The following is a 14,376-nucleotide window of genomic DNA, read 5'->3' as shown; positions in this document are numbered from 1 at the left end:
GGAGCGCGCTCCGGGCTGCTGGCGAGGGGCCTCGGTGCTGAAAGCGCACCTCCGGACCGGTCGGTCGTCAGGAGATGCTTGACCAGCCGGCCCCGCTTTGCCATGTTCGCCCGCGGAGAGGTGACCGAGAGGCCGAAGGTGCCTGATTCGAAATCAGGTGTACCTGCAAGGGTACCGCGGGTTCGAATCCCGCTCTCTCCGCTACGCTTGGCTGCTTGCCCCTGTTGAAGCGGGTGGGTCCTGACCGCCCGCTCCCTCGCGTGCGGCGCCGGTCCGGCAGAAGCGGGGCGCGTTGAAGTTGTATCGGGAGAGGTGACCGAGTGGTCGAAGGTGCACGACTGGAAATCGTGTGTACGGCAACGTACCGCGGGTTCGAATCCCGCCCTCTCCGCTGAGCTGAACCGTCGGTCGATTCCTGAGCGTGATGAGCTCCTTCGAGGGAGCCAGCGGGATGTCGGCGGGCGATGAGCGATGAGACCGAGCGGCTGCGCGCTCGACCGCTGTGCCCGTCCGTCGAACCGATGCCGGGGTTTCGGGAGGCGTTGTTTGGCGCCGCGCCCGCGGGCAGCTACGGATGTCTTCGCCGTCGATGCGGCTGAGGACGAGGTTTTGTCCCGGGCGACTTGCCTGCAGCGAGAGCATCGAGGCGAGCGTCCTCTGCCCTCCGAGACCTGGCGAGCTGGATGAGCAGGCAAAAAAGAAATCGCGACGTCACAGCCGAACGTGGCGGACCGAGCCGAACCGAACCGAACCGGAACAGAACGTCGACGAACCCCGCTTGACCAATCCCCGCCGGACGACGACGATGCTCCCCCAGAAGCCTGAGACGCTTGACAGGCGAAGGGCCGCCTTGTAGAAGTGGCGCCCCTTTTTGGCAGGCGCCCTTCCGGAGTTTTTCGCCCAATGAATCCTCAGCCCAAGTCCTTTTCCGCCAAGCCTGCGGAGGCCCACAACGAGCGTACGTGGTGGGTGATCGATGCGGAGGGCAAGCCCCTCGGCCGCCTTGCCAGCCGCATTGCCATGGTGCTCCGTGGCAAGACAAAGCCCACGTTCACGCCGCACGTCGACACCGGCGACTTCGTGATCGTCGTGAACGCCAAGAAGGTCCTTCTGACGGGCCGCAAGCTCCAGCAGAAGAACTACGTGCGGCACAGCGGTGAGCCGGGCGGCTTCCGTTCCGAGTCGTACGGTCACCTGCTCGAGCGCAAGCCGGAGCTCCCCATCCAGAAAGCAGTGAAGGGCATGCTCCCGAAGAATGTGCTCGGGCGTGAGCTCCTCACCAAGCTCAAGGTTTACGCCGGTCCCGACCACCCCCACGCGGCGCAGAAGCCGCAGCCCCTTAGCTACAGCTGAGCAAAGCCATGACGGAAACGAGAACGTACGCCACTGGGAAGCGTAAGACGGCCGTTGCGCGCGTCTTCCTTTCGCCGGGCACCGGCAACATCAAGGTGAATCAGAGGCCCGCCGACGATTACTTCGTCCGCGAGACCTCGCGCATGGTGATGCGTCAGTCGCTCGAGCTGCTCGAGCTGCTCGACCAGTTCGACGTGAACGCGACCGTGGTCGGCGGCGGCCACAGCGCGCAGGCCGAGGCGATGCGGCACGGCATCGCGCGCGCCCTCTGCGAGCTCGATCCGGAGCGCAGGTCGTCGCTCAAGCGCGCGGGCTTCCTCACGCGCGACGCGCGCAAGAAGGAGCGCAAGAAGTACGGCCAGCCCGGCGCCCGCAAGCGCTTCCAGTACTCGAAGCGCTGACACGCCACGGGCTGCCGCCCGTCCAGGCGGACGCCATGGCAAGTTCGTCGAGGACGCGAGGGCTCACCCCTCGGCGTCCTCGGTGCTTTTTGTCTCCCTGACGCCAGCCACGACGGCTTCGAGGAAGGGACAGCGTGTCCTATCGAGCGGACCTCTCGGCCCGCTCGACGTCTTCGCGCGCTCTGATGTCATCGAGCGGAACTCGCGGCCCGCTCGGCGTCTTCGCGTTCGCGCGCTCTGGTGTCATCGAGCGGACCTCGCGGCCCGCTCGGCGTCACATGGCTTCCGGCGGACTCTTGAGATCGGCGCCTTCGATGAGCTCGCCGTCGTCGTCGCCTGCGCCTTCCGGCGGCTTCGCTTCTTGCTCGGTCGGTCCGCTCGGCCCGACATCCGGCGCCGTGGCAACCGTAGCGTCGCTGCCGGTGGCCGCGGGCGGCGGCGAGGGAGGCTCCGCCGCCTCGGGCTTCACCGGTTCGGGCGGCGGCTCGGGCAGCGGGATGGCGTCGAGGCGCTTGTCGAGCGCTTCCTTCGTCGCGGCGAACGCCGCGCGATCGACGCCGGGCATCACGCGCTCGCCATCGAGCTGGAGCGTCTCCGCATCGAAGTACTTGCCGTCCCTCTTTGCGCTGAAGTGAAGGTGCGGTCCTGTCGAGCGGCCCGTCGACCCGACGTAGCCGACGAGCTGGTGGGTACCCACCTTCATGCCGACCTTGATGCCGGGGGCATACCTCGACAGGTGGGCATAGCCGGTGCTGACGCCGTTCGCGTGCGTGACCGTGACGAGGTTGCCGCTGGGACCCGCCGGACCGACCCACTCGACCACGCCGCGATACGCCGAGTACACAGGCGTTCCCATCGGCGCGCCGAAGTCCGTCCCGTTGTGGGGCATCCTCTTCTTCAGCACCGGGTGCATCCGCTGCGGGTTGAACCTCGACGTCACGGGCGCGCCCGGGACCGGCGCGCGCCAGCCGCCGGCGTGCGGCTGCCGGCCGCGCTCATCGAACGTGCCCCGAGCCTCCTGCCCCTTGAAATCGTAGATGCGCACCGGCTTCTCCGCGGGATCCGGCGGCCGGTACTCGAGCGCGACGACCTTCTTGTACCGGGAGAACATCCCGAGCGCCGTCTCTTCGATGGCGATCAGCCGGACCGTGCCCCCCTCCTCGAAGCTCTCCGTCGAGATGCGACCGCTCAGCGCCTCGTCGATCACGTCGAGCACGCCGGGCTCCAGACCCCCCGCCCGGATCGAGTTGGCGAGATCCTTCCCCACGTAGAAGGAGGCGACGACCTCCTCCTCGGCGATCTTCATGTCGAGCGTGGCGCCCGTGAGCCGCCCGGCCGCGTCGTCCCTCGCCTGGTAGATCTCGCTCGCCGAGACCTCGTACTCGAAGGCGCGAACTCGGCGGTTGGAGCGATCCATCGCGACCGTGAACCGGTCTTTGCGGCCGCACTTGTCGAACTTCCGCAGCCCGTCGAAGGCCTTCATGATCCGGTAGATCTGCGCCTTCGGTACGCCCTTCTCGTCGAGGGCCGTGATGAACGACCGGCGCTCCATCACGTCGCTCACCAGGAGCACGGACGGATCCTTCCCGAGCTCGGAGATCCGCCACGGGCCGGGCAGCGGGGTGCGCTGCTTTGTCTTCACCTCGGGCGCTGCAGGAGACCTGGTGGCCTCGTCCGTACCTGCTGCCGAGGTCGCCGGGCTCGCCGCGACAAGCGCGCGCTCGTCGCGCACCGGGACGCCCTGGATCAGCAGAGCGATGAGCGAGGTGAGCGTCGCGAGGCCGAAGATGCCGCCGAAGACCGCGGTCATGCGCGGCGACAGGTGTGGGCCGGCAGGGGGCCGGCCGAGGCCGGGCGGAAGGCGCGGGCCGTCCGTCGAACCCGGGCCCGCGTGGGGGCCGCCGTCCATGAGCGATGGCGTCCGGGGGGGCTGCACGCGCGGATCGCTGCCGCGCGACCAGGGCGCCGATGCGCGCCCGCGCGCAGAAGGAGGAGGGAGCTGCGTCCGCGTCGGCGCCGTCCGCGCGCGCACATCGCTGCTGCGCGACCAGGGGGCGGCCGGAGCTCCCTCGCCCCGGCGATTGCCCGAAAGCGGCGCGGCCAGCGGCGGCGTGGCAGGTCTGCTGGGTGCGTCGAGCGCCTCGTCCGTCACATCCTCGGCTGCGCCGAGGCGCACGATCTCCGCGCGCGGCGGGTCGTGCGGGGTGGCAGCGCCGGGCTCCGCGCGCGGCGGGTCGTGCGGGGTGGCAGCGCCGGGCTCCGCGCGCGGCGGGTCGTGCTGGGCGGCGGCGCCGGGCTCCGGCGCGCTGCCGGCTCCTCCGCTCCGCTCCCCGGCGCGGTCCTCGGCGTCCGGCGCTCCGGATGCCTCGAGCGGGTTCTGGGGTACTGCACTCGGCACGCCGACGTGCGTACCAAGGCATCGACGGGGTTGCAACCGCGGCTGCCTGGCTTCACGCAAGGGTTGCGCGGAAGGCGGATCCCATCGTACGCCGGTCGCGTAAGCTGACAGGCCTCATGGACGACAGGCTGAAGCAGCTTCTGGTTCTCGGCAGGGAGCACTACGAGCGGCGCGAGTACGATCTCGCCGAGCACGCCCTGCGACAGATCCTCGAGAAGACCGACCGCTTCGCTGACGTCTACAACATGCTCGGCGTCATTCTCCACGAACGCGGAGATTTCCTTGCGGCCGAGGCCCACTTCGAGCGCGCGGTGCAGCTCAACGAGCACTACACGGAAGCGCTGCTGAACCTCGCCGTCACCTACAACGACCTCGGCAAGTACGAAGCCGCGCGGCAGGTCTACTCCCGCATCCACCGTGGTGAGGGCCGAGGCGGCGTCCTCGACCCGTTCGCCCGCGGCAAGATCGCCAACATGCACGCCGATCTCGCGCAGGCCTATGCCGACGCGGGGTGCGCGCAGGAAGCGATCGCCGAGCTCACGCGGGCGGTGGAGCTGTGCCCGACGTTCGTGGATCTCCAGCTGCGCCTCGGGACGATGTACCGCGACGCCGGGAATCTGGAGCTCGCTCGCGAGCATTACGCCGCCGCGCGCGACGCGAACCCGAAGTACGCGCCTGCGCGCGTGCTGCTCGGGGTCGCGCTGCTCTCCCTCGGCGCGCCCGATCAGGCGAGCGCCGAGTGGCACGAGGCGCTCGCGATCGATCCCGACAACAGGACGGCGAAGATGTACCTTCGCAATCTGGAGGCGCCGCGGAGCGGGCGCGCCCAGGGTGCCGTATCAGGCGACCCGGCGCCGGCCGCCGCGGCGGGCGGTCCATGGGACGCGCTCGACGACGCGACACCCACGACCGTGAGCGACATCCTGTCCAAGACGACGGCCGATGCAGCGGGTGAGACGGATCGTGCTGCACGGGAAGGCAAACGCTGAACGTTGGCGAAATACTCTCTCCTCCGAGAGGAGGCGCGCCGCGCGTGGCGTGAGCTCCGTGGCAGCGAGCTGTCCGCCGGCCGGACGGCGGTGGCGGTGGCGATCGGCCTGTTCATCGGATCGCAGCCGATCTTCGGCTGCCACACGCCGCTCGTGCTCCTCCTCTGTCTGTGGTTCCGTCTCGATGCGGCGATTGCCTGGGTCGCTGCGAACATCTCCAACCCCTTGTTCGCGCCAGCGCTGCTCACGGCCGAGGTCCAGGTCGGGGCGTACCTTCGCACGGGTCGCTGGCTGCGCCTCCACGAGAAGATGAGCTGGGCGCAAGCGCTGTCCGACTTCCCCGAGTACATGTTCCTCGGCGCCCCGGTGGTCGGGCTCGCGCTCGCCGCCCTCGGCGGCGGCGTGATCTTCGCCGTCGTCGCGCTGAAGCGCCGCCGCGCTCCTTCGCTGCAGAGCAGCAGGATGGAGCCGTATCGGCTCCCGGGGGACGCGCCGCCGTGGGTTCATGCGGTCGAGCGCGTCGCTGGGAGGTACAGCCCGCCTGAGGGCGCCACGCCGGCCCAGCGTACCCGCTTTCACTATGTCCGCTTCAAGCTGCTCGGCGACCCCGTTGCCCGGCTGATCGCCGACATCGCAGGCGACCGCCCCGGCGCGCTCGGTGAGGTCCTCGACATCGGGACCGGAGCTGGCCAGCTGCCGATTCTCCTGCTCGAGCTGGAAAGGGCCGCGCGCGCGCGTGGGTTCGACTGGGACCGAGCCAAGATAGAGGACGCCCGTCGCGCGGCCGGCGGGGGCTCCGGCGCAGCTCTCCCGCGCTCGTCCGATTCGCCCGGTGCGCAGCGCGCAGCCCAAGCCGCCCCTCCGCTGGACGCCGAGTTCTGGTGCGCAGACGCGCGCGAGGCCGAGCTCGGAACTGCAGACACCGTGCTGCTCATCGACCTGCTTCACTACTTCCGCGTGGAGGAGCAGGACGCGATCCTGCGGCGGGCGGCGGCCGCGGTTCGCCCCGGGGGGCGCCTGCTCGTTCGCGAGGCGGACACCGAGCGCGGCTTGAGGAGCTCGATCACGCTCCTCGAGGAGCGCGTCTTCACCGCGCTTCGATTCAACCGGGGCGAGCGTGTGCGCTTCCGTCCTGCTCGAGAGATCGCGGCGCTCCTCGAGCAGCTCGGCTTCGCCTGCGAGATGAGGCCCGCCTGGGGGAAAACGCCCTTCTCGAATGTCCTCATCGTCGGAAGCCGAGCCCAGCGCTGACTCCGAGTCGCCCTTCCCCCAGGAGCTCTCCTCCTCGCCACCGCCACCGCGGTGCCCTCAGCGTCGGCGGTCGTTACCCAGGGTGCCCGATCCAACGTGCGGCCTCTGCTGGGCGCGTTGCCCTGTTGCACGGTCACCACGGATGGTCAGAACCTGTCCAGTACGCTGACGCGTTGGTCTCGCGGCTCCTTTCGGTTCGCGAACCGCGCTATCGGGGGAAGCGATCTCCCGATGGCACAGACCATGCTTGTCCCATGGGGCCAGGCGACGGATCTCCGGTGTCCGTGTCTTGCTCCGATCAACAGCGGCCGATAGATCTCCAAGGGCTCCTCCTGGCCGGGCGTCGGGCTCGCCCACATTGCAAGTTCGCAATATCCGCCTGGGGCGTCCTGTCCAGGTGTCCGTGAAGGTGCGTTGCGCACCGGGCCGGCCGGAGTCCAGTGTGGCTCCGAGGGCGTCCGCGCGGTCGCCGAGGAGGCGCTGGCGGGGCCGAGCGGGTCAGGCGTTCACAGCAACGACGCTCGTGCGCAGCGCCGATCGTGCTCTGCCATGTCGGCAATCCCGACCACCCTCAGGGCTCCACGGAGCGAACACCGCCCGCCCAGATCCCGGTCGGGATGACGGGATTCCTACGCCGCGTCGCGCAAGCGGCGCTCCCTTGCGTTTTTAGAGCCTGCCCCGCTTCACGCCCTGGCGTCCGCTTCAAGGCTGCGTCAGCGCCGCGCGACAGGAGATCCGACGGGCTCTCTGCGACGCGAGACTAGATGTGGTGGTCCTTCGACGCCGCCCTACGAGATATTGGGGTCTCAAGGAGTCGTGACGTCGTCGTCTCTCCCGATCCGACGACGACAAGAGCACGGGCATGGCGGCTCGGTAACCCAGCGTCCTGGGCACCGGCGCGGACGTGTGTGCACAGACGCTGTCGGGGGAGCAGAGCTGCCTGCGTCGAGTCACCGGGCGGATCCGCTCAGCAGCGGTCGGGCGGCAGCTGACGCGCCTTGCGCGCCGATGTCCCCGGCGCGCTACGGAGAGATGATATGGCTTGGCGGGACATCTTGAGGGGCATCGAGCGGCGTGTACGGCTGCGGAGCTTGCTCCGCTCCGATGTGCGACGTCTCCGCGCCTGCCAGGACAGCTCCTGGCTCCCCGCGATTTCCCCTGCTGGGCTTGGAGGAAGGTTGGACGTCGACCTCGGTCGGTTCGGCCTGACCCGCCTGGCGAGCGTCGAGGCTTCCTTCAGCGGGAAAAGTACTTGGTAGCCCGCTTCTCTCCTTTCGACGTGATCTTCTTCTCGACGAGCAGCTTCCGAATCGGGAGGGTCAGCTCCTTCGTGGTGGTGCCCAGATCCTTCGCGATCTGCTCCACGCCCTGGCCGGAGTTGCTCCGGATATGCTCGAGGACCTTCTGGGTCATGGCGGCGAGCTCTTCCTTCGAGCGCTTCTCGCCCTTCTTGCGGGTCGGCTTGGCCGCGCGAGCGGGGCGGCCCGCCGCCTTCTTGACCTCCGCGGGCGGCGGAGGAGCGGCCTTGGCCCGACCCACCTTGCGCGGCGCGGCGGCCGCAGCGACCGGCTGGCCCTCCCCTCGCAAGGCGTCGGCGACGGCCTCGAGAGCCGCTTTGCGGACAAGTCCGCTCAGCTGAGAGACGAATGCATCAACGTGGCTTTTGATCTCGGTTTCGACGTTGCTCATTGGATCTCGCGTCCCATGAATAGCTAGAGTTGTCAACTGCTGAACAGCACCTTGGTTGAAAATAATTCGAGAGGTGTCCCCGTCTCCTCTCAACGCGCGTCAGGAACCCGCGCTCGCCACCTTCCCGTCGGGTCATGGGCCGTCGGGTCATGGGCCGTCGGGTCATGGGGTGCTGGGGCCGACCGGTCGAGCCGGACTCCAGCCACCACGTCTGCCTGGCGGCGTCGCTCCGCGAAGCGAGGCTCCGCCCCAACCCAAGAGGGTGCGATGGACAGCGCCGTGCTCCTCTCTGCACCGCGCTGCAGCTTTCGATGCCGCGCAACGCGCGCCGTGGGCAGCCCCGTAACCGAGGGGAGCCAGCGACATTCCCATGAAGATCTGCTTTCCTGTGCTCCGGACACACGCGCGCCACCGCGCAGCGGCCGAAGCGGGCGCTTGACCGAGGCACCGTGGAGGAGCCCGACCCCCCGGGTGGACCGCTCGCGATGAGGAAAGGTGTCATGGCCGAGGCCGCCGTTCCAGGCGAGCGTCGGTGAGCTGGAGCGGCGGCCTTTCACTTCTGCACTCCGCCCTGCTCTGTCGGCGTAACCGTATGCCCGTGCTCTCGTCTCCCGACCGAGCCGCGCTCCGCGATCGACCGCAACGTGTCGACCGTCGAGCCGCCTTCCCGCCGTGTCGACGCCATGAGGACTACCCCACCCACCTGCCAGGACATCCCCCTGGCTGATCGGCGCGGCGGCCCGACGCGGTTGCGCCCACCCACGTTGCAGCCCGCAGGCCACGTCGCCTCCGGTCTGGCTGCGTCTTTTTGCGGCTGTGCTGGAGCTGCCCAGCTTCCGGCCGAGTCTCCCAAACCGCTCGCCGTGCCCGAGCTCCGACGGCCGCCCCGGCAAGCCGGAAGTCGGCCAGCGGGAAGCCACGAGGCCGCCGCTCCTGCTCAGCCGCTCATCCTGATTCAGGGGGTGACACTCGCGCTGGGCACCAGGGTGACGCTCGCCCGCGTCTCGCTCCCGCGCGAGGGGGCAAAGCTCGCCGCCGCCGCCGAGGGCGACATCGATCCCCGGAGCGGGGCGGCGGTGATGGACGCTGGTGGACAGTTCGTCACTCCTCGGCTGTTCGACGCTCACTCCCACCTCGGGGGCCGCCCGACACCAGGCGCAGCGGCGCACCTGGACGGCTGCGGACGGGAACCAGACACAGGGCCGGTGGCGCCGCGGGCTCAGTTCGCCGATGCCTTCTGGCCCCAGGACCCGGGTATCGAACGGGCAGTCGCTGGTGGTGTTACGACCATACAAGTCCTTTCGGGTTCAGGCAACCTGATTAGATGGTGCGCGGCAACGATGGAGCGCCGGCCGGGCATCTGCCCTCGCAGCTTCCTCCTGGCTTCCTGCCAGGTTCCTCCCAGGTTCCTCCCTGATTCCTGCCAGATGCTCCCCAGACGCTCGCCACCGTGGCGCTCGGCGGGCTGAGAGTGGCTTGCGGGGAGAGCCCGAAGCGCAGCTACGGCGAGGACAAGCGGGCACCGGTGGCCGGTACGGGCAACCTCGCTCTCCAGCGGGCGACCTCTCTCAAGGCCAGGAAGCTCCAGACGGACTGGGCGCGATGGATCGACCGGGAGTCGTGCCGGATTGCGACCGAGGCGAAGACGCCGCCGTCCGCCAGGGCACGAGGCAGGAGCGCTCGACACGCGAGGCCTCTTCCCGCGAAGACCCTACCGTCGGGTCTAGTGCCTGCTCGAGGGCATGTCTCGCGTCGATCCGGGGGCGGCGCGCCATCACCGCAGTCGCATCCGCCGTCTTACTACACGGGCGATCGTGCGACTGGTGACGGCGGTACACCGTGATCGAGTGGCCTCACGTGAGCCGCGCATGCCGCGCGGCTCACGTGATCAGCCTGTGCGCGCGCGCTGCGCGGCTGACGTGAACAAGAGCGCCCGCGCATGCCGCGCGGCTCACGTGATCAGCCTGTGCGCGCATGCCGCGCGGCTCACGTGATCTGCCTGTGCGCGCACGCCGCGCGGCTCACGTGATCAGCCTGTGCGCGCGCGCCGCGCGGCTCACGTGAACAGGCGCGCCCGCGCAGCGTGCGCGGCTCACGTGATCAGCGGGCCCGTGTGTGCGTACCGGTGGCAACACGGCGCGCGCCGGACTCCCGCGCCGCCGCGCGGCGGCGATCGCGGGCAGTCCAGCCGGCGCGTTCGTGTCGCCTTCGCTTCGGCTCGAACATGGCCTCCGCGAACGTCGCGGTCGGGTCGGGCGACCCGCTCGACATCTCGACCTGGGCGTTCCGCCCCGTCGCTTCGAGGCGAGCGGCGCCGGGGCACATGACGGCGCTTTTCTAGATGTAAAGGAGAACCGGCGCGGGACGCGTCGACCGCTCTCCGCCGGAAGAGCCGTGATCGCGGCGCTTGCTGCCGGCGCGCGCGACTTCTAGATCGTTCCGGCCGTGGTCAACCCGAGCGCCAAGCAGGATCCCGAAGCCCTCCTCGCCGCCAAGCTCGCGTCGCTTCCGACGAAGCCGGGCTGCTATCTGTTCATCGACAAGTCCGGCGCCGTCGTCTACGTCGGCAAGGCGAAGAGCCTGCGCTCGCGCGTCCGCAGCTACTTTCAGGAGAGCGGGAGCGACGCCCGGTACTTCATCCCGATACTCCGGAAGATCGTGGCCGATCTGGAGACGGTGGTGACCGCTACCGAGAAGGAAGCGGCCGTACTCGAGAACGAGCTCGTCAAGCAGCACAAGCCGCGGTTCAACGTCAAGCTGCGTGACGACAAGGACTTCCTTTGCCTCAAGCTCGACACCCAGAAGGCGTGGCCGATGCTCGAGACGGTCCGCCGTCCCGCCCCGGACAAGGCGCGCTATTTCGGGCCCTACCACTCGGCGACGAGCGCGCGGCGGACGCTCCACCTCGTCAACAAGCACTTCCAGCTCCGCACCTGCTCCGATGCCGAGATGGCGTCGCGCCGGCGCCCGTGCCTGCAGTACCAGATCAAGCGCTGCCTCGCGCCCTGCGTGATGGATGTGGACCGGGAGCTCTATACGGAGATGGTCCGCTCGGTCGCGCTCTTCCTCGAAGGGCGCCACGACGAGCTCACCGGCGAGCTCACCGCGCGAATGCGGGACGCGTCGCGGGAGCTCGAGTTCGAGCGCGCCGCCATCTACCGCGATCAGCTCCGGGCGGTCGAGGCGGTGCGCGAGGCGCAGCGCGTCGTCTACGTGAAGGACGTCGATCAAGACGTGGTGGGCATCTACCGCGAGGGGACGCTCGTGGAGGTCGAAGTGATCATGGTGCGAAGGGGGCGCGTGACAGACACGCTGTCCTTCTCGCTCCGCAACATGGAGCTGCCGGACGACGAGGTGCTCGGCGGTTTCCTCAACGAGTACTATGGCGTCGCGTCCACCACGATCCCCGATGAGGTCCTCGTGCCGGTGTTGCCAGACGGCGCGGAGGGCGTCGCGGAGTGGCTCGGCGATCGGCGCGGCCGCAAGGTGGCGCTCTTCGTGCCTCAGCGCGGGCCCCGCGTCGATCTGCTCAAGATGGCGAGCGAGAACGCGGCTCACGCGTTCCGCGAGAAGCAGCGGAGCTCCGACGATCTCGAGGCCCGGCTCGAGGAGCTCAGGGAGCGCCTTCGCCTCCCGACGCTCCCACGTCGCATCGAGTGCTGCGACATCTCGCATCTCGGCGGCGGCGACACGGTGGGATCGATCGTGGCGCTCTTCGATGGTCAGCCGGACAAGAAGCGCTACCGCAGCTTCAACGTGAAGAGCGTGGCCGACGGCGACGACTACGCCGCGATGTACGAGGTGCTCTCGCGGCGCTTCCGCCGCGGCAAGGCCGCTCGGTCGGCGAGCTCCGCGTCCGCCGCAGACAGCGAGGCCGCCCTCGGCGCCGGAGGCGCGCCCGAGAGCGACGTGACGGAGGGCGTCGCCGAGGGCGACATGATGGAGAGCGATACGGCGGAGAGCGCTGCACCCGAGATCGATGCGACGGAGGGCGACGCGGCCGAGGAGGACATCGGCTTGACGACAGCGGGCGACGCTCCGGCGGAGACGGAAGAGGAGGAGGTGTCTGCGACCGCGGATCCAGAGATCGCCGGCTCCGGAGACGATGCGACGACGACGAGCGCCGCGGCCGGCGGAGGCGAGTGGGATCTGCCAGATCTGCTCGTGGTCGACGGTGGGCGAGGCCAGCTTCAGGTGGCGCTGTCGGCGGCGCGCGATCTCGGCCTGCACGGGCTCCCGATCGTCGGTCTCGCGAAGGAGCGGGAGACGCAGACAGGCGAGAAGCTCGTCGACCGCGTCTACCTGCCTGGCCAGAAGAACGGTATCCCGCTCCGATCCACGAGCTCCGCCCTCTTCTTCCTGGCGCGCGCGCGCGACGAGGCGCACCGCTTCGCAAACCACGCACGCAAGCGGCTCGGCAAGGCGCGGCGCCTCCGCTCCGAGATCGAGGACATCCCGGGGCTCGGCAGTGCGGTGAGGACGGCGCTCCTCCGGGAGCTCGGTTCCATGGAAGGAGTGCGCCGCGCGACCGACGCTCAGATCCTGGCGGTGACAGGGGTCACCAAGCGCCACCTCTCAGCGCTGCGCAAGGTCATCCCGTCTCCCGATTCCTCGCAGCCCGACGCGCCGGCCGACGACGCTGGCGATCTCTCCAAGGCTCGGGGGCTCACGCGCTGAGCGCGACCGGGCCCGCTCCGCGATGGATCGGTGAAAGATCACGCTGCGACCCGAACAGCGTTCCGGGTTGAGCGCCAAGGCGTTCTCTGCGACGATCCGAAGTCCAGGCGCCCGGCAGCGTTCCGGGCGCACGCGGTCATTTTTCGATCAAGAGCACCACCTGGCACACCGAGCGCTTCTTGCGGACCCGACCTCGTGGGCGGGCCCCGCTCGGCGGGCCCGATTCCCGGCGGGCACTGCCTCGCTACGGGGTTACGCGGCACGTGAGCACCATGGGAGAAGTACGCGCTGGCCACACGCTCGGTCGCTATGAGCTCCTTGTCCCCATTGCGCTCGGGGGCATGGCCTCGGTGTGGGCCGCTCGAACGGGCGGCCAGCTCCCCAGGATCGTCGCCGTCAAGCTGCTGCGCGCCGAGCTGAGCGACGATCCCGACTTCGAGGCGATGTTCCTCGACGAGGCCACCCTGGTCTCGCAGATCCATCACCCGAACGTCGCGGAGACCATCGATGTGGGCGAGGAGGACGGCGTCCTCTATCAGGTGATGGAGCTCATCGACGGCGAGCCGATCAACCTGGTTCTCCGCGAGAGCAAGGCGCGCGGCGGCCTGCCGCTCCCGTTCGCGCTCCGCATCGTGGCCGAGGCGGCCCTCGGACTGCACGCCGCGCACGAGCTGCGCGGCCGCGACGGCAAGCCTGTCGGCCTCGTCCACCGCGACGTCTCGCCGCAAAACATCCTGGTCGGATACGACGGATCGGTGAAGATCCTCGACTTCGGCGTCGCCAAGGCCGCCTCGAACCTGCAGCGAACCCAGGTCGGCCAGCTGAAGGGCAAGTACGCGTACATGTCGCCGGAGCAGGCGGGCAGCGAGCCCATCGATCGGCGCAGCGACGTGTTCACGCTCGGGATCGTCTTCTATCAGCTCGTGACGGGCAAGCACCCCTTCCACGCCGAGAACGATCCTGCGACGGTGCGCCGCATCTGCGACAAGGCGCCGGCCGAGCCGCCGTGGACCCTCGTCCCGTCGCTCCCGGAGGACGTCGGCCGCATCATCATGAGGATGCTCGCGAAGCCGAGGGACGAGCGCTTCGACACGATGGCCGATCTGCGCCGCGCCATCGAGCAGCTGTCGCCCGCGACGCCCATGGCCACCGCCGATGAGCTCGCCGCGCTGATGCAGCAGCTGCTCGGCCCGCGCGGCGAACGGCGGCGTGCCGCGATCCAGGAGGCGATGCAGATCGCGCGCGAGCGCTCGATCGACCCCGACTATCCGCCGCCACGGCAGAGCTCGCCGCGAGCCGCCGCGCCGCCTGGGCGCACGAGCGCCGAGCGCGGCGCGGGCGCGGCCGAGGGCGCTCCGTCGCCCGAGAAGGGCCGCGCGCGGCGCTGGCTCGTCCCTGCGACCCTTGGCCTCGTGGTCCTCGTGGTGCTCGCGGGCGCGCTCCTCCTGCGCTCCTCGCCGCAGAGCGGCCCCCCGCGCCAGCGGGGCTCTCTGCTCGTGCCCAGGGCGGGCTCGATCGAGGAGCCGGTCCTCAGGGCCGCGCGCGCCGCGTCGAAGGCGCCGCGCGGCGGCCTCGACACGACGCGCGCCGGCCCGTAGCGGCGGCGCTCGCCCGCGTT

General features: G+C 69.7%; 8 protein-coding genes and 2 tRNA genes. 8 read left to right on the top strand and 2 right to left on the bottom strand.

The window, feature by feature from the left end:
• The first annotated feature begins 114 nt into the window (after positions 1–114).
• The 4 genes from WME90_RS38730 to rpsI all read left to right on the top strand — a co-directional run bounded on the left by WME90_RS38730 (position 115) and on the right by rpsI (position 1,754).
• A tRNA-Ser gene (locus tag WME90_RS38730) sits at positions 115–201 on the top strand.
• A gap of 105 nt (positions 202–306) precedes the next feature.
• Positions 307–391, top strand: a tRNA-Ser gene (locus WME90_RS38725).
• A gap of 512 nt (positions 392–903) precedes the next feature.
• The gene (gene rplM, locus WME90_RS38720) at positions 904–1,353 is read left to right on the top strand and encodes a 50S ribosomal protein L13 (RefSeq protein ID WP_437277101.1); all 450 of its coding nucleotides are present in this window, start codon (positions 904–906) and stop codon (positions 1,351–1,353) included.
• An 8-nt stretch (positions 1,354–1,361) separates the two neighbouring features.
• Positions 1,362–1,754, top strand: a complete 393-nt coding sequence (gene rpsI / locus WME90_RS38715) for a 30S ribosomal protein S9 (RefSeq protein WP_272102704.1) — start codon at positions 1,362–1,364, stop codon at positions 1,752–1,754.
• A gap of 274 nt (positions 1,755–2,028) precedes the next feature.
• On the opposite strand, the gene WME90_RS38710 is transcribed toward rpsI, so the two are convergent.
• Positions 2,029–4,152: a peptidoglycan DD-metalloendopeptidase family protein gene (locus tag WME90_RS38710; protein WP_437277100.1), complete on the bottom strand. Its 2,124-nt coding sequence runs from the start codon at positions 4,150–4,152 to the stop codon at positions 2,029–2,031.
• A 116-nt stretch (positions 4,153–4,268) separates the two neighbouring features.
• Here WME90_RS38710 and WME90_RS38705 point away from each other — a divergent pair, with 116 nt between their 5' ends.
• Both WME90_RS38705 and WME90_RS38700 read left to right on the top strand, forming a co-directional pair.
• Entirely contained in the window at positions 4,269–5,141 is an 873-nt protein-coding gene (locus WME90_RS38705) for a tetratricopeptide repeat protein (RefSeq protein ID WP_437277099.1), read from the top strand.
• A gap of 3 nt (positions 5,142–5,144) precedes the next feature.
• Complete coding sequence (locus WME90_RS38700; protein WP_437277098.1) at positions 5,145–6,392, top strand: DUF2062 domain-containing protein; 1,248 nt, start codon at positions 5,145–5,147, stop codon at positions 6,390–6,392.
• A gap of 1,236 nt (positions 6,393–7,628) precedes the next feature.
• Here the strand turns inward: WME90_RS38700 and WME90_RS38695 are convergent.
• Positions 7,629–8,081, bottom strand: a complete 453-nt coding sequence (locus WME90_RS38695) for a DNA-binding protein (RefSeq protein ID WP_437277097.1) — start codon at positions 8,079–8,081, stop codon at positions 7,629–7,631.
• A gap of 2,445 nt (positions 8,082–10,526) precedes the next feature.
• Between WME90_RS38695 and uvrC the strand changes: the two genes are divergently transcribed.
• Together uvrC and WME90_RS38685 are read left to right on the top strand one after the other, a co-directional pair.
• Positions 10,527–12,758, top strand: a complete 2,232-nt coding sequence (uvrC, locus tag WME90_RS38690) for an excinuclease ABC subunit UvrC (RefSeq protein WP_437277096.1) — start codon at positions 10,527–10,529, stop codon at positions 12,756–12,758.
• Between the two features lie 272 nt (positions 12,759–13,030).
• Positions 13,031–14,356 carry a serine/threonine-protein kinase gene (locus WME90_RS38685; RefSeq protein ID WP_437277095.1) on the top strand — a complete coding sequence of 442 codons (1,326 nt, stop codon included), beginning with the start codon at positions 13,031–13,033 and terminating at the stop codon, positions 14,354–14,356.
• The last annotated feature ends 20 nt before the right edge of the window (positions 14,357–14,376 follow it).

This window comes from Sorangium sp. So ce375 (genome assembly GCF_051473855.1).
GTDB lineage: Bacteria > Myxococcota_A > Polyangia > Polyangiales > Polyangiaceae > Sorangium.
This window is presented reverse-complemented; position numbering and strand designations above follow the sequence as displayed.

What these genes read in the sequence shown, in the direction of transcription:
- rplM (WP_437277101.1), top strand. Translation starts at nt 904, where the DNA reads ATGAATCCTCAGCCCAAGTCCTTTTCCGCCAAGCCTGCGGAGGCCCAC.
- rpsI (WP_272102704.1), top strand. Translation starts at nt 1,362, where the DNA reads ATGACGGAAACGAGAACGTACGCCACTGGGAAGCGTAAGACGGCCGTT.
- WME90_RS38695 (WP_437277097.1), bottom strand. Translation starts at nt 8,081, where the DNA reads ATGAGCAACGTCGAAACCGAGATCAAAAGCCACGTTGATGCATTCGTC.
- WME90_RS38685 (WP_437277095.1), top strand. Translation starts at nt 13,031, where the DNA reads ATGGGAGAAGTACGCGCTGGCCACACGCTCGGTCGCTATGAGCTCCTT.
- WME90_RS38705 (WP_437277099.1), top strand. Translation starts at nt 4,269, where the DNA reads ATGGACGACAGGCTGAAGCAGCTTCTGGTTCTCGGCAGGGAGCACTAC.